Origin of the sequence: Sphingomonas sp., assembly GCF_041661825.1 — a bacterium.
Lineage (GTDB): Bacteria > Pseudomonadota > Alphaproteobacteria > Sphingomonadales > Sphingomonadaceae > Sphingomonas.
This window is the reverse complement of record NZ_JBAZTU010000001.1, coordinates 377,201-399,931: the sequence shown is the minus strand read 5'-3', so window position 1 is coordinate 399,931 and position 22,731 is coordinate 377,201. Positions and strand designations below refer to the sequence as shown.

The window sequence follows — 22,731 nt, the reverse complement described above, 5'->3', positions numbered from 1 at the left end:
ACGCAATTCACCCCGGCCTGACCGATCGCTTATTGCGGCTCCCGCTCGGGGGAAAAGTCGCGTGCCGGCGCATCGCCCTCCCATGGGCCGCTATGGCGTGGCTGCGGACCCGGGCCACCGCCCGGCGGGATCAGCGGATGCGGGTTAGCGCTTGGGCTCAATATGGCGGTGATCGCCTCGGCATAGCCGGACACCGAATCCTGCGCGCCGTCGATCGCCGGCTGGGCGTCGAACGGGACGGGCATGCTGCCGCGCAGGCTTTCGTCGCCCTGGGCGATGAGTTCGCTGCCGGTCATCGTCGCGATGAAGTCGCCGGCGCGCGGCGCGGGCGTTATCTGGTAGGTCGCCTGCCAGGTCCGGTCGACCAGGGTTCCGCTGCGCGACGTGGTATCTTCGCCGAACAGATGGAGGTTGTATTCGACATAGCAGACCGTGTGAGTCTGGACGGTCATGGTCGAACCATCCAGGGTCATCGTGCCCTCGATGCTGTAATTGTTCGTGCCGTTGGCGGACGACACATGCGTCGGGTCCTGGCCGCTGTCATAGGAATCGCTTTGATAATTCAGTGCCAGCCCGTCGGCGGTGCGGCTCCATACCAGGCCGGGGATGGGGGCGGTCGACCAGCCATAGCGTATCTGGAGGTCGCCCTCGGAGACCGACACGCTGCTCGTGAGAAAGGCCGGTTTCGCCGCCGAGAGCAGCACCGCCAGTGAAGTCCATTGTCCGTCGTTCATCGTTCCCGCCCCCGCTCGATGTGCGCTGCTTTCTGTCCTATTTTTTCGTCTCGGACAGGAAGATGAAGGAATAGTCCGCCGCATATTGCGGCTGCCCGTCGGCCCCGGCCTTGGTCACCTTGCGCAACCCGCCAGGGGCCGCGGCCTGCAACAGCGTCGGCGTCGCGATCGAGGCGAAGACATGGCAGTCCATGCAGCTGTTGGACTTTTGCTGGAAGGATTCAGCCGTCGTGTTCGCGACGATCTGCCCCGGCCCGCCGGCACCACCCTTCGGCGTCGGATTGCCCATGGTCAGCGGTACGCGCAGCCCAGGCCCCGGCGGCGGGTTGGGGACCATGGCCTGCGGCCACTGGACGTCGACCAGTCGGTAATAGTTGAACACCGATTTGGCCGGCAACTGGCTCCAGACAAAGGCGGTCACGCCGTTCGCCGGCTCGCCCACCGGGTTGATCCGGGTGATCTGCATCGGCGCCTTATAGGGCATGCACACGCCGCCCTTGCCGCACGGCACCGGCGGGACGTTATGCCGGCACTGATAGACCGGGTCCTTTTGCGGCGTGCACTTGGCATCGAAGAAGGTGTAGCCCGGCGATGGCCGCTGGTTCGGATTGGCCGGCAAGGCAGGGGGCGAGAAGCCGCCCGCCGCTTCGTCCGGGCTGTTGTCGATATGCTCGAACGTCGCCCATACCCAGGGCAGCTTCGGGAAGCGTTTGCGCGCGATATGCATCCCGACCAGCCCGACGGTCACCTGGCGGATCTTGCCGGTCGCCGGATCGCGAATGTCGGCGATGGCGGTCTTGTAGCGATAGTCGAGCGAATGATCCGCCGGCAGCGGCGTCCAGGATGCCTTGATCTCCATCGCGCCGACATTCTGGCCATAGGCGTGCGTCTTGCCGACACAGTCGGTGTCGTCCCAGCCATTCTGCGTACCGGCAGGGAAGTTCAGCCCGCCGCGGCGCGGCGCCGTCGGTGGCGCCGGCGGCGGCCCGTCCGATTGCGGCGTGCCCGGCTGCATCGCGCATTTCAGCTGGCCGGCGGCGGTGGTCAGGTCGAAGCCGGGCTGCTGGGTGATGTAGTCGAACTCGTCCTCGTTCATCATCACTTCGTAATAGGTCACATCGCCGCGCTGATTGGTCAGCCAATGGCCACCGCCGCCCGCCTGCACTATGTCGGAAAGATCGAGGCTACCGGTCTTTGCGATGCGGCTGAGCATTTTGATCGCCGGCCGCGGCGCCTGCCAGTTGGCCTTGAGCGAGGTCGTGTTGCCGAACACCTCGGCGGCTTCGTGATAGCTTTCCCACACCGACCGACCGAGGTTGCCCGGCACGCCGAACTCGGCCCATGTCGCCTTGGGATCGGGGAAGCCGTTCTTCGCCGGATCGGCGCGCCAGTTGAGCGCGATGAACGCCTGCCAGGCCGAGCAATCGACCTGGACCTGGTTGAGCCCGGGATTGCTCGGCAGCGCCGATGTCCCGTTCGGCGCCAGCGCTCCGCACGGATTGGCGACGGTCGCCTGGGGTCCGGGCGTCGGTTTGCTGTGGCAGCCGGCGAGGCCGATGCCGGCGACCGCCAGCGGCACGGCAAGCAAGGCCACCGGAAAGCGGCGATCGTCCCGGCGCGGGCGTGAAGTCATGATCCGTCTCCCCCTGAGCGCAGCGGCGCTGCCATCCGCGCCGGCCGAGCCTAATCTCCGCCGGATGGCGGTCAAGCATCGCGTGAATGCTTGGCGAAGGAAACGGATTGCCCTGCATTTACCGCCGCAATGGCAGCAATTCTCCCCGGCATCCCGGTTGGTGCCGATCCGGGCATTGAAATGCTTGACGATTTCGCTCTGAACGCTGACCCTCCGGCCCGTCGCGCAAAACGGGCGGAGGCACATCATGCACCAGAACGCCCAGCAAGGCGGGCTCAGGATCCCGCACAGCCTGTTGGAAACCACGCGCCTGAGCCCGGCCCGGGCACTGACTCTCTGGCGGGAGAGTATCGGCGCGCTGTACGACGTTCGCGCCTGTGCGGGCGAGGACTCGCGCTTCCACTTCCGCGCCGAGGCCTATCATTTCGGCGAGATCGTGCTGACCGCCTATCGCTGCTCGGCCCAGACCTTCGACCGGTCGCGCACGCGCATCGGGCGCGACGGGTTCGATCACATCACCCTGCAATTCTGCCTGTCCGGGCGGCACGGCCGGCGCGACGGATCGGGCGGCAGCGAGGCCGGGCCGGGTGATCTGTTCATCGCCGATCTCGCCCAGCCCCAGGCGACCGAGACGAGCGACTTCGACAGCCTCAACCTCACCGTACCACGGCGCCTCCTGGCGCCGCTGCTCGATGCGCCAGACGAACAGAATCTACGCCGCATCTCGGGTACGGCACCCCTGACGACGCTGCTCCGCAACCATCTGATCGGCCTGTTCAAGTCAGCCCCGGTGATGAGCGCGCGCGAGGCCGAGGCGGTCATTCGCCCGACCCTCACCCTGGCGGCGGCAGTGCTCAATTCGGAAACCCCGGTGGACGACGCCTCTGGCCTCGATCCGATCCTGACCGCCCAGATCCGCCATTTCCTCAGCGAGGGCGCGGCCAGCACGGCGCTGACCGCCGAACAGGTCGCCGCCCGGTTCGGCATCTCGCGGCGCAAGCTCAGCTATTTGATGGAGCCGCATGGCGGCTTCGCCTCGTGTCTGCGCGAGCATCGGCTCCATCTCGCCTTCACCATGCTCCGCGACCCGGCGCAGCGCGGCACCGCGGTCGCCGATGTGGCGCAACATTGCGGCTTTGCCTGGCGCACCAATTTCGCGCGCACTTTCCGCCGTCGCTACGGCATGACCCCGCAGGAGACGCGCGCGCTTGCTGCCCAGCGCCTGCCGGCGTTTCAGGGCGATGTTTCCGGCCGGAATATGTGGGAGTGGATTCAGATGCTCCGCTGACCCTCCCGCTCGGGGCTGGGCAGGGCGATACGGATGGTGCGCCTGCGGATACATCTCGCGGGTCGCGCGCGGCTATCGCTTGTCTCGGCCCCGCTGACAGCCATGACGGAGGACGGCGCGCATCGGGCAGCGATCGATGCAAACCGGGCAATGGGGACCACGCTGCATGCCTGAGCATTTTGCCGATCGCCTCAACCTCGGGCTGAAGGCCCTGTCCATGAGCCGCGGGCGCCTTGCGTCGGAGCTCGGGGTCGACAAGTCGCTGGTCGGCCGCTGGGCGTCGGGCAGCGTCCGCCCCTCGGCCTATAATCTGGAGCGGCTGACCCATTTTCTCGCGGAAAAACGCCCCGGGATGACCTTGCTCGACTGGGAACGCGGCATGGGGGATTTCGCGACTCTGTTCGGCGTCGAAATCGCCGAGCCATGCGTCGAAGCGGCCAACTCCACGCTCTCGGGCCAATTGACCGATCTCGTGCGCAACGCGATCGACTCCCGCGTCGAGGCCTATGAAGGCTTCTGGCGGACGACTCACGCCTCCGTATTCGAGCCCGGGCGCCTCTGCCAGCAGCACGGCATCATCCGGCGGGAGGGTGGCGGTGAGCTGCGCTTCGAGCTTGGCGCGAACGACATCCGCTATGGCGGATCGATGTTCCCGGTCGAGGGTCAGCTATTCGCCATCGCCAGCGACAGCGTGCGCCATGTGCCGTCCTTCCTCATCCTGAACGTTGTCGCCATGCCGAGGATCGCGCTGCTCGACGGCCTGTTGATCGCCGCGAGTAGCTCGCTCCGCATTCCCTCCGCTTATGCGATCATCTTCGAACGGATCGGCGATCTGTCCGGCGACCGCGAAGCTGATGACGCTCATGTTGCCACCCTGATGGCGCGGCCCGAATTCGTCGAGGACGATGCCGTGCCCGCCGTCGTACGGAGCCATTTGCTGCGCGATTTCGGCCCGAAGGCGGCCGAGCAGGGTGGCGAGATGATGCTCACCGCCCCGCTGACGCCCCGGCTGGCCCAGATCATTGCGCTGATGAACCGGCCGGAGTGAATACCGACAACGAACCCGTTGGGCGATGACGGAGCGCCGCCGCGAGAGGCCTGGTCGTCGGAAGATGATCTTGACGCCCCGCTGTCAATCGCTCGGCGGACCGTCCAGCTTCTTTTCGAAGGCGGCGAGGGTGCACAGCCCCTTCACGCCCAGCGCGACGCAGCCCGGGATCGGAAGCGCTGCTAGATAGGGTGGATTGTTCGCAAGCGGCCCGGCCGCCCGGATCTGCTCGAGCGTCTGCGATCGGTAGAGCGCCCGCACATAGAGCCCGCCCCGCCGATCGCGCAGCCGCTCCAGCACGATCGCGCCGCCCGGTGCGGGGTCGTCCATGGCGAGGCCTGGCACCGTCCAGTGCAGATCGAGCAGTCCGCCCAGGCTGGCGACATTGGTGTCGTGCCCGGAGAGCATGGTGACGCGAACCGACCCAGTCAGGCCCTCGCGGATCAGCGGGACGATCCCCCCCATATTGGCCGCCGCAACATAAGGCGGGCGGGCGAGCAGGCGAAACTCGAGCGCATGGAAGGCGGAGAAAGCCGCGATATCGCCCGCCCTGGCGCGACCCCAACCGACCTTGGGCGTCGGCTTGCCATCGGCATATTCAAGCAGCAGGATCTGCGCCGCGGTCGATGCGCGGTCCAGCGCGCCCGTCAGCTTGGGTCGCTTGCCCGGTTTCGCGCTGATCAGCCCGCTGGCCTCCTGCCGAACGCCGCATCCGGCTTTGTGCGACCCGCACAGCACCGCATCCAGCCGCGCGAGCAGCGGGCGATAGGGCGTCTCGACTGCCGCAATCCCGCCGCGTCCGATCGCGGCGCCGACGGCGGCATCGGCCCGTGCAGGATCGAAGGGCGCGCTTTCGTCGATCGGCGAGAAGATCGGGTCGCGTTCGTCCTGCGGCCGGTGCTCGCTCGCTACGTGGCAGCCTGGGGCGAGGGCCGCGATCCAGGCATCCGCGGTGGCGATGGTGCGCTGGTCGCTGTCTGCGATCACCCGGATCGTGCCTGCCGCCGGGCAGCCCGTGTGCGGCAACAGCCCCAGGCCGCGGAATCGCGCTCCGTCCCAGCTCCCGACTCGCCCGACCGCCACCGCGCCATGCGGTGTCAGCCAGCCCGGCTTGGTCGGCCAGTCGGGCCAGGTCTCGGGTGTGACCGCGGCTGGCAAGGGCTGGGCGTTGGTCGGCGGGCGGACCCCATGCCGCATCAGCAGCACCGCCCGATCGACCGTCAGCCCCGCCGGAAGCCTGTCGGCCGCGACCGTCGGCGTCACCGCCAGGGCCGCGCCCGCCAGTATTGCAGTCATCACCACAGGACGCACCATCGCCTTGCCTTCTAGAAGTGCAGCTGCGCACCGCCGCGGAACAGCCGCCCGTAATGCTCGCGCTCGACCAGGAACGGCGTGGTGCCGACATACCGCCGCCACGGCGCGTCGGTCAGGTTGCTCGCATCGCCGAACACCGTCACCTGCGGCATGATCTGATAGCTCACATGAAGGTCGAGCTGGCCGTTGCCGTCGGTGAATTGGTCCTTGCTCGAATCCGCGCCCAGCGTGTCGAGATAGGAAGAGCGGTAGTTGAAGGCGAGGCGTGCCGCGATGCCGTACTTCTCGTAGAAGATCTGCACGTTGCCGATGTCGCGCGACTGGAAGCCGAGCGGGATGTCGCCGGGGCGGACCGTCGGCGCCGTCGCATGGCCCCAGACATGCGCATAATTGGCCGACACGCCGAAGCCGCTCAGTGCGCCGGGCAGGAAGGTGAACTGGGTCTGCGCGTTGAACTCGACGCCGCTGATCGATTCCTTGTCGGCATTCATGTCCAGGCCGACATCGGCCGAGGCATAGGTCACGCCGGCATAGGTCGCATTGGTCTGGCGGCTGGAAAAGGGATAGATCGGGTCGTCGATTTCCTTGTGGAAGATGCCCGCGGTGAACAGGCTGTCGGACGACGGATAATATTCGATCGACGCGTCGAAATTCACGGCCTTGTACGGCTTGAGGTCGGGATTGCCGAGCGAGATGGTCGGTGGCGTGCCGTCCTCGACCACGACGAACGGCGCGAGGCTGGGATAGGCCGGACGGCCGATCGAGGTGGTCACCGCGCCGCGCAGGAACAGGTTGTGGGCTGCCTCGAACTTGGCGTTCAGCCCCGGGAAGACGTCGGTATAGCTGTTCTCGCCGAAGCTGTTGAACCCGTCGGCAAGGGTCGATCCGGTGTGGACGACCTTGGCGGCGGTGCGGTCGCGCGTATGCTCGACGCGCACGCCGGGAACGAGGGTTAGTGCGCCGAACTTGAGCGTCGCCATCACATAGCCGGCGGTGATCGCTTCGTGCACGTCATAGTCGCTCGACAGCGTGTCCGCGAGCGTGCCGACGGGGTCGATCGCGCCGACGCCCGGGTTGGCGTCGAAATAGCTCCGCGCCGCGTTGTAATCGATGCGCTCGCCGAAATGGAACATGTCGTCGTAGAAACCGGAATCGGCGGTGTAGGCGACATTGGTCAGCTTCCAGCCGGTCGCGCCGGCCTTGTAATCCTTCTTGTCCTGGTTGTTCGCCTTGTGCCGGTCGAGATATTTGAAGCCGGCCTTGATCGAGGAATCGTCGCCGATCCCGATCGGGTGACTGTAATCGACCCGGCCCTGCCACATCTCTTCATAGGCCTGGCGCGTTTCGAGATTATATTTGCTTAAGGAGAACTGCGACGGATCGTCGAACACACCGGCCGAGGTGCCGGTCGGCACCAGCGTGTACGGATCGGTGCTGCCGTCAAAGCTGGCGAGGACCTTGCCCTTGCCGGTGGCGAAGGTGAATTCGCTCCGGATCGGGTCGATCTTGGTGGCCTTGGTCCAGCCGCCCGACGCTTCCAGCGTGCCGCCGCCAAGCTCGAATTCGCCGCCCAGGGTGGCCGATTTGGTGTTGTCGTCTTCCTCGCGGTGACGGACCAGGATGGTGCCCGTGGCCTTGAGCGGCGTGGTCGTGAAATCGGTGACGGCGAGCCGGTTCTGGTCGCGCGTCTCATGGTCCTGGAACTTGGAATAGCTGGTGCGCAGGTACAGCTTCACGCCGTCCGCCGGGTGCCAGTCGAAATTGCCGACCACGCCCAGCCGGGTGCGCGTCAGATTATAGTCGCGCAGGCCGTTCCCGTCCGCGATCCCGCCATGCGAGAAATCCGCGGAGCCCTGGAAATTCTCGGATTCGATCGGGCGGCGCGAATAATTGACCGAGACGACGGCGCCGAACTGCTCGTTCGGCCCGAAGCGGCCACCGACCGTGCCGTCGAGCTCGTAAGGCGATTTGCCGTTGAGATCATAGCGCCCGACGGCGCCGCGCGCGTCGAGGAAGAAGGGCTTGGTACTGTCGAACGCGGTCTTGGTGCGGACATTCACTTCGCCGCCGATCGCATTGGCGTCCTGGCTCGGCAGCAGCGACTTGGTGACAGTCACGGCCTGGATCATCGCGGAGGGAAGATCGTCGAGCTTCACCTGGCGCCCGTCCGGCTCCGGCGCCGGCAGTGTCTGGCCGTTCAGGCTGACATTGATCAGGGCCGGGTCGATGCCGCGGATGATGACGTAGCGGCCTTCGCCCTGGTCGTTCGCGACCGACAGACCGGGCAGGCGCTTGATCGCTTCGGCGACATTCTGGTCGGGCAGCTTGCCCACATCATTGGCGCGCAAGGTCTCGACCGTATTGTCGGCATCGCGCTTCTCCGCGGCGGCGGCGCGCTGCGCGGCGCGCGTACCGGTCACGACGATGTCGGGCCCGTCGGCGGTGTCGGTAGCAGGCACCGTATCCTCGGCGAAAGCGGCGGGCGCGCTCACACCCAGCAAGAGGCCGGTGGCAAGCGCCGCGAGCGCCGGACGCGACAGAAGAACGGATCGAGCGATATGCATGGCAGCCCCCTTGGAAGAGGCCGCCCGTTGGCTGCGTCACGTGACACTTCGGTGTCAAAGATCGAACATGACAATTTTTTTAAGATCGCGTCATGCCAAGTTCATCGCGAGATGATGGGTTGAAAATTATCATATCGTGCGAACGGTCTGAAAAGAGGTAAAATATAGCGCCAATGACATTGGAAGAGCGCGACCGCCTTGATCTTGGTCTGATCTGAGGCAAAGCGGACGAGTTCCGGGCGATGAATGACGGTTGAGCGCCTGACGCGTGTCTTTTGCGTATCGCCCGGAGCATCCGATTCCCGGTCCCCGATATGGCTTCGGTTCCCTGCCGGATAGCGCCGTTCTGGCCTCAACTCGCCTCGACACGTCTCATCCGGCAACTCACAACATCTGGGTGGTTGGCCGATCCGGCCGAGACATGGAGGGGATGTCATGTCGCTATTCACCAGGGTTTCGCGCGTCCGGCTGCTGGCCGGCACCATCGGTTTCGGGCTGGCATTGGCCGCGATGCCAGCCAGCGGGCAGGATGTCCCCGACGACGACGTCAGCAACCCGCCCCTGCTGAAGGCGCGCGCCGAGCCGCCGCGGCCCCTGCTCGCGCTCGCCGTAGCCGCGACGCCGGAGGCCGCGCAGCCTGCGGAGCGTCGCGACAAGATCCTCGACCTGACCATCCAGTATCTCGACGGCCGAATCCGCAATCCGGCGAGCAAGACCCAGCATTTCGACAAGGTACGTCTGCGCAGCTATGTCGGCACCGACACCGACCCGAAGAACCCCTTCATCTCGCCGATGATCGAGGTGGTGCCGGGCGACACCGTCCGGATCGACCTGCACAACAAGCTCGATCCCGATCCGTCCTGCCTCAGCATGAGCGATCACAATGCGGACACGCCGCATTGCTTCAATGGCACCAATCTCCATACCCACGGCCTGTGGGTGAACCCGGCGGGCAATGGCGACAATGTGCTCCTGTCGATCAACCCGGGCGTCGATTTCACCTATGAATACAACATCCCCTCGGATCATCCGTCGGGCACTTTCTGGTACCACACCCACCGCCACGGTTCGACCGCGCTGCAGGTGTCGAGCGGCATGGCCGGCGCGCTCATCGTGCGCGGCAACCGCCTGCCCACCACGACGAAGCACGGCGATATCGACACCCTGCTCAGGGGCATGACCGAGCGCGTGCTGGTGATGCAGCAGATCCAATATGCCTGTCGCGGGCCGGCCCCGGCGCCGGGGAAGCTGGGTCCGATCAAGCAGACCAAGGAAGGCCGCTATATCTGCGACAAGGACGATGTCGGTGGGATCGAGGGCTATGATCAGTTCGGCCCCGACACCTGGCCGAAATCGGGCCGCTTCACCTCGATCAACGGCAAGGTGCTGCCCTTCTTCCGCACGACCCAGGGCAAGATCGAGCGTTGGCGCATGATCCATGGCGGCGTGCGCGACACGATCAGCCTGCAATTCTTCAAGCTGAAGCCGGGCAAGCTCAAGGCCGCGCTGCCGACGCTCACACCGGAAAACCAGAGCAAGGCGATCGCTGACCTGTGCAGCGGCACGCCGCTTCCCTACACGGTTGTCGCCGCTGACGGCCTGACCATGGCCCATGGTCAACAGACCAGCATCGCCACGTTCCAGCCCGGCTATCGCTACGATGCGCTGGTCGTGTTCCCCGAGGCGGAGGCCTATTGCGTCATCGATTCCTCCGCGCCGAAATCGGGCACGGTCAACGGGATCGAGGTCGGGCCGCAGCTCCTCGGCATCGTCCGCGTCGCCCCGGGTACGCCGGTGCCCGATATCGGCGACTATGTCCGCGATGCGCTGGTCGCGAACGCCAATCAGGCGATGCCCGCCGATGTGAAGCCCGCCGTGGTCGCCGATCTGACCAACGGGTTGAAATTCACCAATTTCACCCCGCATCCGGACATCGCCGATGACGAAGTGACCGGCAAGCAGGAGCTGACCTTCTTCATCCAGGTGCCGCCCAAGCCGCTCCAGTTCCAGGTCGGCAACACGCTCGATACCAAGGATGCGCAGCCCTATGATCCCAACCGCATCGATCGCAAGCTGACGCTTGGCGGCGTCGACGAATGGACGCTGGAGTCCCACTTCGTCAGCCATCCCTTCCACATCCACGTCAATCCGTTCCAGATCATCTCGATCAAGGATCCGATGGGCAATGAGGTCAGCACGCCCAATTCGGAGGACAAGGGCGACGGGGTTTCGGTCGATCCGCAATATCGGGGCCTCCAGAATGTCTGGAAGGACACGCTGTGGATCAAGAGCCTGATCGGTGAGGCCAACCCGCCGCCCCCCGGGTCGTCGGGCATCTACACGATCAGGATCCGTACCCGCTACGAACGCTATATCGGCGAATATGTGCTCCACTGCCACATCCTCGACCATGAGGATCGGGGCATGATGCAGAATGTCGAAGTGGTGGTGCCGCAGGTGCCCATCCGCAAGCCCATCGTGACGCCGCCGGGCGCGATTCCGCCGGGCGGGGCCGCCATGGATATGCCGGACCACAAGCATGACCAGTGACGAGGCCGACACCGACCTGTTCGGCTATGCAGCGGTGCAGGATATCCTGCGCGCTGCGGTAGAGGGGCAGGCGCGGCCCGCCGATCCGCTCGGCGATTTCTGGGAATTGCCGCTGCCGGCCTTCCTGGCGCTCCGCGTCATGGGGACGCCGCTGATCGAGCCCGCCCCGTCGGGTGGTAGCTGCTGCGGCGGCGGGAGCTCGGGACGCGGCGCGCGCTCCGGCCTGGTGCGCGGCTTGCGCGGCCAGAGCCCGTTCGACGGCACGCAATATCCGCGCCTGCCCTGGGGCGGAACGCCCGTGGCCGATGCCGATATCGACCGGATCGAGCGCTGGATCGATGAGGGCTGCCCGGGCGCCGTGATCGACTCGCTCGACCTCGGCGAGGTCGACCTGGCCGGCGCGAGCCGGATCGAGGTCAAGGGGTTGGCCGGCCCGGTTTTCGCCCCCGCCACCGATCCCGCCGCCTGGCGCTATCGTTCCGGCGAGCTGCGCCAGCGCATGGATATCGATGCGATGGGCGAGCCGCAGCTCGAACGGCTGCGCTACGCCTTTCGCGAAATCTACAACCTCAACAAATGGCCCGGCGACAAGCGCAGCTACAACAATCTCGCGCTGATCCACCAGAATCACTGCCAGCATGGCTGGGAACGCTTCCTTCCCTGGCACCGCATCTATCTCTACGAATTCGAGCAGGTGCTGCAGGATTTCTGCCCCGACGTGACGCTTCCCTGGTGGGATTTTCCGGCGCCGCGCTACTGCCCCGAGGATCCACCGAGCGGGGAACGCATTCCCCGCGCGCTGAAATGCTTCCTCACTGACGCATCGCTCGTTTTCCTCGCGAGCAAGGGCATCCCGGCAGACGGGCTGCGCGACATGGTGGGCAAGCTCTACACCAGCCTGCATGACTTCCTGGCCGCTGTTTCGGACGCGATCGGCCCCGACTACATCACGGGCGCCCCGCGCGAGCGGTTCATCGATGCGTTGCTCGAGTCAAATTCGCTCTGGTACCCGCTGCGCTACCCCGGCGAGTTCGGCCCCAAGCAGACGATCAACAGCCGCATCCATTATCATTATCCGACCGCCGCCGATCTCGACGAAATCCTGGCCCTGCGCACCTTCCGCGATTTCGGCGGCGGCAGCCTCTATGTCGACAGCTTCGGCTTCCTCGACCAGAACCCGCACAACACGATGCATATCTGGACGGGCGGCTTCAATCCCGACTTTCCCAAGCAGCCGCCCGAGGCGATGGCCGATCGCAATCGCGCGGTCAGCGTCGCGGGCCGCAAGTTCCACCAGCGCGACGATCTCTATTCCCAGCCGCCCACGGGCGACATGCTCAGCAACCTGACGGCCTCCTATGATCCGGTCTTCTGGCCGATCCACGTCAATATCGATCGGCTGTGGTGGCACTGGCAGCAGGAGCATCCCGAAGGCGTGCCGGCCGATCTCGATTCAGCGCTGACGCCGTGGAGCTATTCAGTGCGCGACACGCTCGACATGCACCGCTTCGGTTATGAATATGTGCGTGGCGGCTGCATCATCCCGGTGGGGCTGGGCAACACGGTCAGCCGTTTCGTCTCGGCCCCGGTTCCAGTGCCCGAAACGGTGGGAAAGGGTTTCCGCTCGGCGGAGGTGCGGCTCCACCGCGTGCCGCAATTGCCGCGCTCCTGCTTCATCCGCGTGTTCCTGAACGTGCCCGATGCCGATGCGTCGACGCCGCTCACGCACGAAGGCTATGCCGGCTATGCAGCGGTGTTCGGGCATGGCGACTGCTATGGCGGACCGGGGCATTGCGATTTGCCCGACGACCGCGGCCGCAAGTTCGACCTGCGCGAGCGCAGCATGAACACGCCGCGCAACCACCGGATCGACGTGACGCGCGCGGCACGCCGCCTGCTCGCGGCCGGGGCAAAGACGATCACGATCAGCCTGGTGGTGATCGACGCCTCCTATGAGGAGGACCGCGAACTGCTGCGGCTCGACGGCGTGTCGCTCAACTTTCTCGACTGAACATTGGCGCGCCCGGGCGGCGCGCGGGGAGATCAGAATGCCGGCGCCATCGGTCTATCGCATCCATCCGGCCATCGGCATCGCCCGCCTTGGCGACAGCCCGGACAGCTTCTGCATCTCGCCCGAAGGGCCCGCGCGCCTGCCGATCGAATGCGACGGCGCGGGCAATCCGGTCCACAAGGACGAATCCACCAGCGCGTCCTTCAAGTTCAAGGATGCCGAAGGGCGGATCAAGCGCCAGGCCGCGCGCTTCCAGATCTATGTCTATGATGCGAAAAACCCGGACGGGAAACCGCTGCGCATCGGCGACGCGATCGAGGGCGGGGGCAACCAGGGCACGCTGGTCGACATCCAGTGGCGCGTCCAGCTCGCCAACAAGAAATCGGCCTGGTTCACCTTTGACGGGCTGCGCGGCGAGACCGGCTATCCGCCGGGCACGCCGCTGCGCAATCCGAAGGTCACCGATCCCCAGGCCCGGCAGAAGCTGATCACTGATCCTGGACCCCAGGGGGTGGATTGCGGATCGACCCGCAAGGCGAGCTTCAGCCGTGACGGCAACCCGATGTACGCGGCCAACTTCCCGCCGACCGGCATGCAGCCGCACGACATCGACACGCTGGGCGATCTGCTGACGGACGATCTCGGCCGGCTGCTGGTGCTGGGCGGCCACGGCCGCAGCGGCTGCTATCTCACCGGCTTCGGCCATCCGCGCATCGACCAATATGCCAATAGCGACGGCTGGTTCGACGACATTTCCGATGGCCCGGTGATGGCGCGGCTGGTGATGCACGCGGAGAATGTCGACGCACTGCGCTATATCGATGTCGAATATCCCGCCTGGGTGGTGGTCGGCTATCCGCGCTATGCCCCGCAAGTGCTCGACATGATCACGCTCGAGGACGTGGTCGAGGACATGTCGATCCGCGAATTCGCGCACCGCACCGACATGTTCGGCACGGCCGGCACCTTCGCCAGTCCCGAAAAGATCGATCCGACCGACCAGGCGGCGCTGCTCCACTGGAAGGCTGGGGCGGTCGAATGGAATGCGGCCTATCGCCCGTGGTTCTGGCGCGACATCTGGCCGATCCTGTTCCGCGCCGACGAATTCTCCTATTTCAGCAACATCCTCCAACAATCGAATTTCCCGCACAACCAGACGACGCGCGGGTCGTTCGACCCCGATCAGCTCTGCCGTCCGCCCCGGGTGGCGCCACGCCAGCTCGCCAGGAAGCAGCGGGCGGCGCTCGAGGATCATGTGTCGGGCCGGCTGATCGAGGCGGCGCTCGAGCCGAGCCTGATGCTGCTCGATGCGACCCAGGCACCCGGCGCCGCCGCCGCGGCCGAAGCCGTTGCGGGCCCACTGGCCCAGGCCGCGGCGCTCTTCGCCGCTGCCGTCTGCCCGCCCGAATCCGGAGAGGACGCGGCGGTCTATGCCGCGCGCTGGCACGCCGTCCACGCGGAGAATGCGGACCTCCCTTCAGTCGTCTATGCCGAGGCGAAGGCAGCGTTCGACGCCGCCATCGCCGCTGCGGTCGCGACCGTCGCCGATGCCGTGCCCAGGGCGAAGACCATGCTGCTCGTGCTGGGGCGCGGCACGTCGCGCCAGGAACCGGCCGTGCCCGACCGCCAGCAGGATCCGGACGAACCGATCGAACTGGTGCTGCAGCGGCTCGGTTTCGAGCACCGCGCCGGCGTGCTGCTCGACCGGGCGCTCGATCTGGCCGCCGCCGAGGCCGTCACCGATCCCGGCCGGCCCAAGCGCCAATATCTCTTCGACCTGCTGCGCAAGCCCGGCGAGGAGAATGTCTTCCGGCTCGACGGCAACCCGGCGACGCGGACCTATCATCTCCCGTTGATGCCGCTGCTCGCCGGCGACAACCCGATCAACAATCAGGCCGTCAGCAAATTCCTGCGCCTGACCGACACGCAACTCTTCGTGCTGCGGCAATGGGCGAACGGCATCTTCATCGATGAGGCCGAAGCTGGCTTCGCCCCCAGGCCCGACCCGTGGCAACCCTACGCCGGGTGGGTCGCGCGCACCGGCCGCGATCTCGATCGCGGCGTGCTCTCCAACCTGCTTGGCGGTGCCTTCTGCCCGGGTGGCGAGACGACCTGGATCATCCGCAACCCGGCGATCTGGCGCGAGCCCTACCGGCTCAGGGCCGATCCCGAATGGTATCCTTTCCAGCTGACCGCAGCCCAGCAGAACGCCAATAAATGGGGTCCCGGGCTCGGCGAGGAAGGCTATGTCGCCTATGCCGGCGACCCGCTGTCGCTGGGCAGCAATTTCAAGGTCGGGCTCCAGCCGGGCGACCTCACCAAGCTGTCCGGCCTGCCGTGGCAGGCCGACTTCAACGAATGCTCCACCCAGACGATCGACGTCACCTATGAGGAGTGGAATCAGCTCTACCCGGACAGCGTCGGCAACGATCTGCTCGTCAAGGAACAGCGCGTGTGGGACACGCTCTGGTGGCCCGCGCACCGGCCGATGCAGGTCTTTTACCCGGTGTCCGGCGGCGGCGATCCGCAGATGCGCAACTGGGCGCGGGGCATCCCGCAGACGCTGGCCGGCGACCTGAAGATGGTCACCGAATGGTCGAAGCTCGGCTTCGTGGTGCGCAACGACGGGGCCGGCATCGATGCGGCATCGCCATCCTACAAATATATCTGTGTCGAAGATTCGGAGGAGTGATCATGGGAAACCTGTTTGCCGGCGATTGGACCTATCGCAGCCTCATCAACGATCCTGACGTGCAGACCGACTTCAAGGATCTCGAATTCGGCCGGGGCACTTTGTCCTTCACCGAGCCTGTACCGGGCGAGCTCGGCGGCACCATCGGCGGGCCGGGCTGGTCGCTCGCGCTGCATGGCAGCACCGGCTATGGCTCGCCGGCGCAGATCCGCTTCCAGGGCAAGGGCGTCGTTGGCGGCGAGCAATGGATCTATGATTATATCGGCTGGCTGGTGCCGGTCTGGCCGAACAGCACTGACCAGCTCCAGACCGCCGCGATCGTCGGCTCGGTGACGCGCACCATTCCCCATTCCGGGAGCGGGGGCAGCACGCATCCGGCCGGGGTTGTCGCATCCTTCTATGCCGTCCGCACCAGCTGAAGCACCGCTCACCGCCGATGTCGCAATCATCGGCGGGGGCCCGGCGGGCGCCGCTGCGGCGCTGACGCTCAGGCGGCACGCGCCCGGATTGCGCGTGCTGATCCTGGAGGCAGGCCGTTACGATGCGCCGAAGCTCGGTGAGGTCCTGCCCGCGCTTGCCCGCGGGCTGCTCGACCAGCTTGGGGTGATGCCCGCCTTCGCAGCGGCCGGGTTCGTCCCCGGACGAGCGGTCGATTCCGCCTGGACCGGCGAAACGCTGATCGAACGCCCGAGCATCTTCTCCGCGCACGGCGCCGGCTGGCAACTCGACCGCGCCCGCTTCGACCGGTTGCTCGGGGCGGCGGCGGCCGCAGCGGGTGCTGACCTGCGCCTCGCGACGCCCGTGCGATCCGCCACGGAGACCGCCACCGGGTGGCGCCTCGACCTGGCCGATGGCGGCGCGGTCGAGACCCGGCTGGTCGTCTGGGCGACGGGCCGGCGCTGGCGGCTGGCACGCTCCTTCGGCACCGCCCTTCAGGCGGGCGAGCCGTTCGCCGCCTATGCCCGCTTCTTCACCGGCACGACCGGCGATTCCCGCATCGTCATCGAGGCCCGGCCGGAAGGCTGGTGGTACAGCGCCGACCTGCCCGGCGCCCGCCGGGTCGTCGCGTGCATGACCGATCCCGACATCGCGGCCGGTCTCGGCCTGCGCGAGGCCGAGAGCTGGCACCGCGCGCTCGCGCAAACCCGCCACATCGCCCCGCTGGTGCCGCCGGGAGCCCGCGCGGAGCAGGCGATCGTGCGCGCGGCCGGCACCGCCACGCTCGATCGCGCTATCGGCCGGCGCTGGATCGCTGCGGGCGACACCCTGTTCGCGGCCGATCCGCTCTCGTCGCGCGGCATCGTCCATGCGTTGCGCTCGGGCATCCTCGCCGCCTATGCGGCCGCCGACACGCTCGACGGGCGCGGGGAGGAGGCGGCCCGCCGCTACGCCCTGATCGCGGCGCACGGGGTCACCGACTATCGCCGCGCCCTTGCCGATCATTACGCCGCCGCCGCCCGCTGGCCGGATGCCCCCTTCTGGCAACGGCGGATGGCGGCCATGGCCGCCTGACGGTTAGTCCGGCGCGCTGCGATCGACCAGCCGGGTATAGAGATGCCAGCTCGCATAACCGAGCACAGGCAGGACGACCGCCAGCCCCATGAACAACGGAATGCAGGCAAGCGCGAGCAGCACCGCGACGATCAGTCCCCAGATGGCGATCTCGACCGGGTTGCGCCGCGCGGCGCGTAGCGAGGTCTGCACCGCCGCCACGAAATCGACCGGCCGGTCGACGAGCAGCGGGAAGGACACCACCGTCGTCACCAGCGTGATCGCGGCGAAGAGGAAGCCGGCCAGATTGCCGAACAGGATGAGCTGCCACCCCTCGGACGTGGTGAACAACAGGCCGAGAAAGGTCGCGAGGTCGGCCGGCTGCAGCATGCCAAAGGTTTCCTGATAGATCGCCCAGGCCACTCCGATCCAGGCCAGGAAGAGCAGGGCGAGGAAGATGCCGAGCGCGGCGATCTGCGCCGCCGACGGTCCGTGGAACGGATCGAGGAAATGCGCCCAATGCGCGTCCCGCCCTTCCTCGCGCCGCCGCGCCAGTTCGTAGAAGCCGACCGCGATCAACGGACCGAGCAGCGACAGCCCGGCGATCAGCGGCAGCAGCAGCGGAAACAGCCTTTCCCCGAGCGTCACGCCGGCCACGACCAGCATCAGCACGGGATAAAGGACGGCGGCAAGGATGATGTCGCCGCGTTTGTCGAGGAAATCGGACCAGCCCTCGCGCAGCGCCCAGGACAGGTCGGCGCGGCTGATCTCGCGCACGACCGGGGGCTGGAACGACGACGCGGCAGGCGTGAAGGGGGCAATGGCAACCATGACGAGCCTCTCCTGGCGAGGCAGAGCGGGCCGCCGCCCGTCTCGCGTTCAAGTCACTCAGTGGCCTTTGATGCGGCCACGCGGCCCTGAGGACATGGTACGCCTTTGTGGGACGGATACAAAGCATCAGCGCGCGCTGGTGGTCTGGCAGCGGATCGTGATCGTGCGGGCCGCGATACCTAGTCGTCCGTCTCCAAGAGTTCCCCGTACATGGCATGCAAAAGCATCAGCACGAACAGCGACAGCGCGCCGACGATAAGAATATAGGCCGCAACGAGGAGCAGGTTCTTGAGTATGGCTGCGAACGCGAGGCGCAGCCATGAGTCGGCACCGGTGAATTCGCCGAAGGAGATCGCTCGCCCGCTCCCGCGCACCGACACAAGGCCCTCGCGGCAAACATCGGGATCGATCCAGCCAATCGTCCGGCGGGCGGGGCATTTGCGGAGATGTGGCCAAAGTTTCCCTGGATTGACCAGCGACCAGGAACACCAATTGGTCGGTGTACTGGCCAGATCGATGACGCTGGCCTCGCTTGCGCAGCGGGCCTGGGCGAGCGTCATCTTATAGCCCGAGAACACCACACCATTTCTGGAAGGTTGGAACTCGCGTCGCAAGACAACGCTGACACGGCGAGGGGGCGGCCCGTCGCTACGATCGTCGATCACGCGTTGCGCGCGGAAACTGCCGTAAGCGTGGCGAAGATCGTCGGCGGATTGCACCAGCACCAGGACGGCTACGGCAAGAACGAGCAGGAGAAACACCGCTCGCCGGAAAGCAAACGAGATAGGGCGGTCCGGCGTATGCCACCTTAAGCTATTGGCCATCGGCGCTCTCGCCGGCCCGCCAGTTCGACCTTACAAATGCGTGGAATTGCGGCTCCGTCCAATAGCCGATATGCGATCGCAGTGGGTCGGAGATGTAAGGCGAAACGCTCTCGATGCACGTCGCCATTGGAGGCAGGTCCAGGCGCGCGCCGACGCCGTCGTATTTGCGATAGTAATTGAGCCAACGGAACGCGGCGCGTTCGCTCGCGTGGCGGATAATTTCGCCGACCGTCCCCGGAATCAAATGATCCGGGAAGATCCGCTGGAACAGGCGGGAGATGGGTGAGCCGGCGGTCACCAGAGTGACCGCAGAGAATCGGCCGGGGGAGACACGATCCATGAGAAAATCTGCCGCGATCACGGACCCTAGGCTATGCCCGATAATAACGAGCGTTGCCGTCTCCCGGTCGGGTTCCGCGCTGGTTACGTGCGCGTCGAGGGCATCGAGGATGCTGTTCCTGTAACGAGCATCGGAGATGTAGAGCAGGACATCGAGCATAAGCTTGAGGCCGGGCGCCAGAAACCGCGACACGATGAGCGGCGCCAGCAGGAACGCCAGGATGAGCAGGCCCATCACCTCGAGCCGCCAAGTGTGAGAGGGTAGGATCAGTGCTATCAGAAAACAGGCTCCGCCGACCAGGTAGAATGCGGCCAGTATCGCGCTAATTGGATTGTCATGCGCCCGCCGATTGATCAAGGCCATGTAGAGATAGAAGACCACGATTATGGGCCGCAGGAAAACGATCAGTAAGTGCATTGCTCTCGACAGAGTTCCGACACCTACCCTCATGATCAATGACAGTATGACCAAAACCGCCGCACCAGCCAATATCGTGAAGTAGAGCGAGATATAGGCGCGGGTCATGTGCAAGAGGCCAAGATCCCACTTGGCCTCTGAGAAGCTGTAGAAAAGGCCGATGAACGCAATGATGGGCACGAGCCACAGCACGAGTGTAGAGAACAGATCGCATATGTCGATGACGAACTCGATCAGGTTGATCCAGAGCGATGGCCGCTTGCCCTCCCACTGCGGTCTCAGCCGTGCGGTCCCGTCGATCGACCGGAAGAGTTTTGAAAGCTGATCGAAGGAAAGAGTGTCGCTGTAGTCGGCGGCGGCAATCACATTCCAGTTTGCGTCGATCGATACCTGGTTCTGCGCAAGCTTGAGCATGTCGAGGGCGGGCGCAAGGTCGCCGACCTTGGCAAAGCCGATGCCGTGAATGAGCACGACTATCGTTCGCGAGGCCCCTTCGCCGGTCGCATCAGACACCAGTGTTCGCCCCCGATGTTCTTCGATGGGGCCCGAGCCAATGGTCAGCCGATCAGGTCCCCGTCATTCAATCAATTACGTCAGCATACGGCCATTCCGGAATAGGCGGTAGGCCTTGGTTGATTTCCTGTGCAAGCGAGCCTGAAAGTCATTGACGGCCGATACCTCGGGTCCGGTTCGAGGGAACGTTCTAACCGGCCTTGGCGGCCGAAATGTCGGCGATTGTCCCCGGACAAACCCGTGGTCGTAACCGCAATGTGGACTTGCCGAGGTTGGGCAGAGTCAGCACATACCTCGGCAAACAATAACGTCTTTCTGATCATGAGGATTCGTTCAGCGATGGCTGTTACCAGAATCATTGCGAATCTCTCAGCACCGGACCCGGTGGCGCTGGCGAAATTTTACGCGAAGGTTTTCGAACTCGATCTACCCTTTGACATGGGGTGGATCGCGTTTCTGAATAAAGAAACGACCCAAAAAATCGAGCTCCACACCGCTTCCGAAGGAGGCTCAGGCACGGAATTGCCTGTCATTTCGATCGGCGTGGAAGACCTCGACGCAACCGAGGTCGCGGTTCGCGCTGCCGGAGCTGAGGTCGTATACGGCCCGGTCACGGAAGCCTGGGGGCTTCGCCGTTTCTTTTTCCGTGATCCAGCCGGTAATCTCATCAATGTTGTCGATAGCTGAAGGCTCTGAATTACGGTGACAATGCATTTAATCAAGGCGGGAGAATCGACTGCGCCCAGCTGAGCAATTGAATGCACTGTCGCCGTAATCTCAAAGCTCGGTTGCGATGCAGTCCTTCTTCCGCTCGTCGCCTCTCGCGTATAACCAGGCACGATGCGCTGCGCTTTCCGGATGCCTGCATGCTGATAGAATTTGATCACAGGGAATCGGACTCGCTCTATGTCGAGCGCATCTGGCGCAGCAGGAGCCGCCAGGGCGGCGTCTTCCTCTCCATGGCGGAGAGCAGCATCGAGCTGGTCTTCACCAGGCTGCCCGGATTTTCGGCGGCAACGCTCAGAGGCCCGGTGTCCAGAGGCGGTCCGATCGAATGCCCGCCCCACGGCGAATGGGTGGCCATTCGCTTCCGGCTGGGCGCCTATCTGCCGCAATTCCCGACCGCGTCCTTGATCGATCATCAGAACGTCCAGCTGCCGATGCTCCCCGATGGCCGGTTCTGGTTTTCAGGACAGGCCTGGGAAGTCCCGAGCTATGACAATGCGGAGGACTTCGTCGCGCGTCTGGCGCGGGCGGGAGTCATCGCGCTGAGCCATGCGACTGACGCCGCGATCGAACGCGATCACAGTCGGATGAACCAGCGCTCGGTGCAGCGCCATTTTCGCCGCGTCACGGGCATGACGTTCAGCACCTATCAGCAGATCCGGCGCGCGCGCCATGCGGCCGCCTTGCTGATGGACGGGAGCTCGGTCCTCGATGCGACATTCGACGCCGGCTATTTCGATCAGGCGCATCTGACCCGTTCGGTCAGGCATCTGATCGGCACGACCCCGGCGCGCCTTGCGCGAGAGCGGCCGCAATTGTCGTTCTCGTACAAAGAAACGGGCGCCTGATCGGATATTCGACGCTCGCACCCGCCACGATGGCGAGCGAATCGAAGGAGCGCGGCCATGAGTTTTCAGGCCTATCTCGACAATATCCAGACGAAGACCGGGAAGACGCCGGACCAGTTCCGCCAATGGGGCCTCGATCGAGGCTTTTCGACGGCCGAGGGCCTTGCGGACGGCGTGAAGGCGGGCGCTATCGTTACCGCCTTGAAGGACGAATTCAGCCTTGGCCATGGTCATGCCATGGCGATCGTCGCGCTTCTCAAGGGCAAGAATAGCTAGGGCACGCTCCACCCCATTTCCATCAATCCCACCGAATAGTCATGGCCGCAACTCTGCGCGGTCATGCGCTCACGGCCGCCGTCCCGGCATTCGTTCGGGCGAGCGATATCCCGCAGCTTCAAGACAAGGAAAGACGATGACGAAATCTGGTTCTGCACGCACGGCCGGCTATGTGATGAGCGGCCTCTTCATCGCCTTCATGCTGCTCGATGGCGGGATGAAGCTGGTCCCGCTCGATGTGGTCATCCAGGCAACCGTGGGGCTCGGCTATCCGCCGGAGCTTGCCCGGCCGCTTGGCGTGATCGGACTGCTGTGCACCGTGCTCTACGCCGTCCCGCGAACCTCCGTGCTCGGCGCGATCCTGGTAACCGGCTATATGGGCGCGACCGCCGCAACGCATCTGCGCGTTGGCCATCCGCTCTTCACGCATATCCTGTTCGGCGTCTATCTGGCCATCATCGCCTGGGGCGGCCTTTTCCTGCGCGACCCCCGTCTCCGGGAATTGCTGCCGTTGAGGTCGCCTCAGCAGGAACGGTAAGGCCGAATTACGACAATTGCGGTGACGGTGCAGGTGATCTCACCGACGCGCGAGCGTCGATGCAGCTGCACTTCGGCACATCCGCTAAACACC

At 65.4% G+C, this 22,731-nt stretch carries 18 protein-coding genes; 11 read left to right on the top strand and 7 right to left on the bottom strand.

Annotated features, from left to right (window positions below; all coding sequences use genetic code 11):
* Nucleotides 1-29: 29 nt before the first annotated feature.
* Both WC729_RS01665 and WC729_RS01660 read right to left on the bottom strand, forming a co-directional pair.
* Complete coding sequence (locus WC729_RS01665) at nucleotides 30-734, bottom strand: hypothetical protein (protein WP_372848882.1); 705 nt, start codon at nucleotides 732-734, stop codon at nucleotides 30-32.
* Nucleotides 735-771: 37 nt separating this feature from the next.
* A complete protein-coding gene (locus WC729_RS01660) occupies nucleotides 772-2,367 on the bottom strand; it encodes a hypothetical protein (RefSeq protein WP_372848880.1) in 1,596 nt (531 codons plus the stop codon).
* A gap of 247 nt (nucleotides 2,368-2,614) precedes the next feature.
* On the opposite strand from WC729_RS01660, the gene WC729_RS01655 reads away from it, so the two are divergent.
* On the top strand, nucleotides 2,615-3,655 hold the full coding sequence (locus WC729_RS01655) for a helix-turn-helix domain-containing protein (RefSeq protein WP_372848878.1): 1,041 nt from the start codon (nucleotides 2,615-2,617) through the stop codon (nucleotides 3,653-3,655).
* Between the two features lie 166 nt (nucleotides 3,656-3,821).
* Nucleotides 3,822-4,703: a multiprotein-bridging factor 1 family protein gene (locus tag WC729_RS01650; RefSeq protein ID WP_372848876.1), complete on the top strand. Its 882-nt coding sequence runs from the start codon at nucleotides 3,822-3,824 to the stop codon at nucleotides 4,701-4,703.
* Nucleotides 4,704-4,787: 84 nt separating this feature from the next.
* Here the strand turns inward: WC729_RS01650 and WC729_RS01645 are convergent, their stop codons facing one another.
* Together WC729_RS01645 and WC729_RS01640 are read right to left on the bottom strand one after the other, a co-directional pair.
* Nucleotides 4,788-5,999 (bottom strand): histidine-type phosphatase, encoded by a 1,212-nt coding sequence (locus WC729_RS01645; protein WP_372848874.1) that lies wholly within the window; start codon nucleotides 5,997-5,999, stop codon nucleotides 4,788-4,790.
* 29 nt (nucleotides 6,000-6,028) lie between these two features.
* On the bottom strand, nucleotides 6,029-8,581 hold the full coding sequence (locus tag WC729_RS01640; RefSeq protein WP_372848872.1) for a TonB-dependent receptor: 2,553 nt from the start codon (nucleotides 8,579-8,581) through the stop codon (nucleotides 6,029-6,031).
* A gap of 435 nt (nucleotides 8,582-9,016) precedes the next feature.
* On the opposite strand from WC729_RS01640, the gene WC729_RS01635 reads away from it, so the two are divergent.
* Genes WC729_RS01635 through WC729_RS01615 form a run of 5 tightly spaced genes read left to right on the top strand, consistent with a single transcriptional unit; the run spans nucleotide 9,017 to nucleotide 17,346 of the window.
* Nucleotides 9,017-11,131 (top strand): multicopper oxidase family protein, encoded by a 2,115-nt coding sequence (locus WC729_RS01635; protein WP_372848870.1) that lies wholly within the window; start codon nucleotides 9,017-9,019, stop codon nucleotides 11,129-11,131.
* Nucleotides 11,121-13,142, top strand: coding sequence for a tyrosinase family protein (locus WC729_RS01630; RefSeq protein ID WP_372848868.1), 2,022 nt, complete (start codon nucleotides 11,121-11,123; stop codon nucleotides 13,140-13,142). Before WC729_RS01635 ends, WC729_RS01630 begins: the two co-directional genes overlap by 11 nt.
* 37 nt (nucleotides 13,143-13,179) lie before the next feature.
* Nucleotides 13,180-15,834 (top strand): LodA/GoxA family CTQ-dependent oxidase, encoded by a 2,655-nt coding sequence (locus WC729_RS01625; RefSeq protein WP_372848866.1) that lies wholly within the window; start codon nucleotides 13,180-13,182, stop codon nucleotides 15,832-15,834.
* 2 nt (nucleotides 15,835-15,836) lie between these two features.
* Nucleotides 15,837-16,253: a hypothetical protein gene (locus WC729_RS01620; protein ID WP_372848864.1), complete on the top strand. Its 417-nt coding sequence runs from the start codon at nucleotides 15,837-15,839 to the stop codon at nucleotides 16,251-16,253.
* A complete protein-coding gene (locus tag WC729_RS01615; protein WP_372848862.1) occupies nucleotides 16,234-17,346 on the top strand; it encodes an FAD-dependent oxidoreductase in 1,113 nt (370 codons plus the stop codon). Before WC729_RS01620 ends, WC729_RS01615 begins: the two co-directional genes overlap by 20 nt.
* Nucleotides 17,347-17,349: 3 nt before the next feature.
* Here WC729_RS01615 and WC729_RS01610 read toward each other — a convergent pair whose 3' ends face one another.
* The 3 genes from WC729_RS01610 to WC729_RS01600 form a co-directional block, all read right to left on the bottom strand.
* On the bottom strand, nucleotides 17,350-18,156 hold the full coding sequence (locus tag WC729_RS01610) for a DUF2189 domain-containing protein (protein WP_372848860.1): 807 nt from the start codon (nucleotides 18,154-18,156) through the stop codon (nucleotides 17,350-17,352).
* A 179-nt stretch (nucleotides 18,157-18,335) separates the two neighbouring features.
* The gene (locus tag WC729_RS01605) at nucleotides 18,336-18,917 is read right to left on the bottom strand and encodes a hypothetical protein (RefSeq protein ID WP_372848858.1); all 582 of its coding nucleotides are present in this window, start codon (nucleotides 18,915-18,917) and stop codon (nucleotides 18,336-18,338) included.
* A 52-nt stretch (nucleotides 18,918-18,969) separates the two neighbouring features.
* A complete protein-coding gene (locus WC729_RS01600; RefSeq protein ID WP_372848856.1) occupies nucleotides 18,970-20,250 on the bottom strand; it encodes a hypothetical protein in 1,281 nt (426 codons plus the stop codon).
* A gap of 339 nt (nucleotides 20,251-20,589) precedes the next feature.
* Here WC729_RS01600 and WC729_RS01595 point away from each other — a divergent pair, with 339 nt between their 5' ends.
* The 4 genes from WC729_RS01595 (at nucleotide 20,590) to WC729_RS01580 (ending at nucleotide 22,638) form a co-directional block, all read left to right on the top strand.
* Nucleotides 20,590-20,937, top strand: a complete 348-nt coding sequence (locus tag WC729_RS01595; RefSeq protein ID WP_372848854.1) for a VOC family protein — start codon at nucleotides 20,590-20,592, stop codon at nucleotides 20,935-20,937.
* 179 nt (nucleotides 20,938-21,116) lie between these two features.
* On the top strand, nucleotides 21,117-21,824 hold the full coding sequence (locus tag WC729_RS01590) for a helix-turn-helix transcriptional regulator (RefSeq protein ID WP_372848852.1): 708 nt from the start codon (nucleotides 21,117-21,119) through the stop codon (nucleotides 21,822-21,824).
* Between the two features lie 57 nt (nucleotides 21,825-21,881).
* Nucleotides 21,882-22,100, top strand: a complete 219-nt coding sequence (locus WC729_RS01585) for a DUF4287 domain-containing protein (protein WP_372848849.1) — start codon at nucleotides 21,882-21,884, stop codon at nucleotides 22,098-22,100.
* 136 nt (nucleotides 22,101-22,236) lie between these two features.
* Nucleotides 22,237-22,638, top strand: coding sequence for a DoxX family protein (locus WC729_RS01580; RefSeq protein ID WP_372848847.1), 402 nt, complete (start codon nucleotides 22,237-22,239; stop codon nucleotides 22,636-22,638).
* Nucleotides 22,639-22,731: the final 93 nt, after the last annotated feature.

Bases quoted from the DNA above. Each gene is read 5' to 3' on its own strand.
- WC729_RS01665 (WP_372848882.1), bottom strand. From the start codon at position 734: ATGAACGACGGACAATGGACTTCACTGGCGGTGCTGCTCTCGGCGGCG.
- WC729_RS01660 (WP_372848880.1), bottom strand. From the start codon at position 2,367: ATGACTTCACGCCCGCGCCGGGACGATCGCCGCTTTCCGGTGGCCTTG.
- WC729_RS01655 (WP_372848878.1), top strand. From the start codon at position 2,615: ATGCACCAGAACGCCCAGCAAGGCGGGCTCAGGATCCCGCACAGCCTG.
- WC729_RS01650 (WP_372848876.1), top strand. From the start codon at position 3,822: ATGCCTGAGCATTTTGCCGATCGCCTCAACCTCGGGCTGAAGGCCCTG.
- WC729_RS01645 (WP_372848874.1), bottom strand. From the start codon at position 5,999: ATGACTGCAATACTGGCGGGCGCGGCCCTGGCGGTGACGCCGACGGTC.
- WC729_RS01640 (WP_372848872.1), bottom strand. From the start codon at position 8,581: ATGCATATCGCTCGATCCGTTCTTCTGTCGCGTCCGGCGCTCGCGGCG.
- WC729_RS01635 (WP_372848870.1), top strand. From the start codon at position 9,017: ATGTCGCTATTCACCAGGGTTTCGCGCGTCCGGCTGCTGGCCGGCACC.
- WC729_RS01630 (WP_372848868.1), top strand. From the start codon at position 11,121: ATGACCAGTGACGAGGCCGACACCGACCTGTTCGGCTATGCAGCGGTG.
- WC729_RS01625 (WP_372848866.1), top strand. From the start codon at position 13,180: ATGCCGGCGCCATCGGTCTATCGCATCCATCCGGCCATCGGCATCGCC.
- WC729_RS01620 (WP_372848864.1), top strand. From the start codon at position 15,837: ATGGGAAACCTGTTTGCCGGCGATTGGACCTATCGCAGCCTCATCAAC.
- WC729_RS01615 (WP_372848862.1), top strand. From the start codon at position 16,234: ATGCCGTCCGCACCAGCTGAAGCACCGCTCACCGCCGATGTCGCAATC.
- WC729_RS01610 (WP_372848860.1), bottom strand. From the start codon at position 18,156: ATGGTTGCCATTGCCCCCTTCACGCCTGCCGCGTCGTCGTTCCAGCCC.
- WC729_RS01595 (WP_372848854.1), top strand. From the start codon at position 20,590: ATGGCTGTTACCAGAATCATTGCGAATCTCTCAGCACCGGACCCGGTG.
- WC729_RS01590 (WP_372848852.1), top strand. From the start codon at position 21,117: ATGCTGATAGAATTTGATCACAGGGAATCGGACTCGCTCTATGTCGAG.
- WC729_RS01585 (WP_372848849.1), top strand. From the start codon at position 21,882: ATGAGTTTTCAGGCCTATCTCGACAATATCCAGACGAAGACCGGGAAG.
- WC729_RS01580 (WP_372848847.1), top strand. From the start codon at position 22,237: ATGACGAAATCTGGTTCTGCACGCACGGCCGGCTATGTGATGAGCGGC.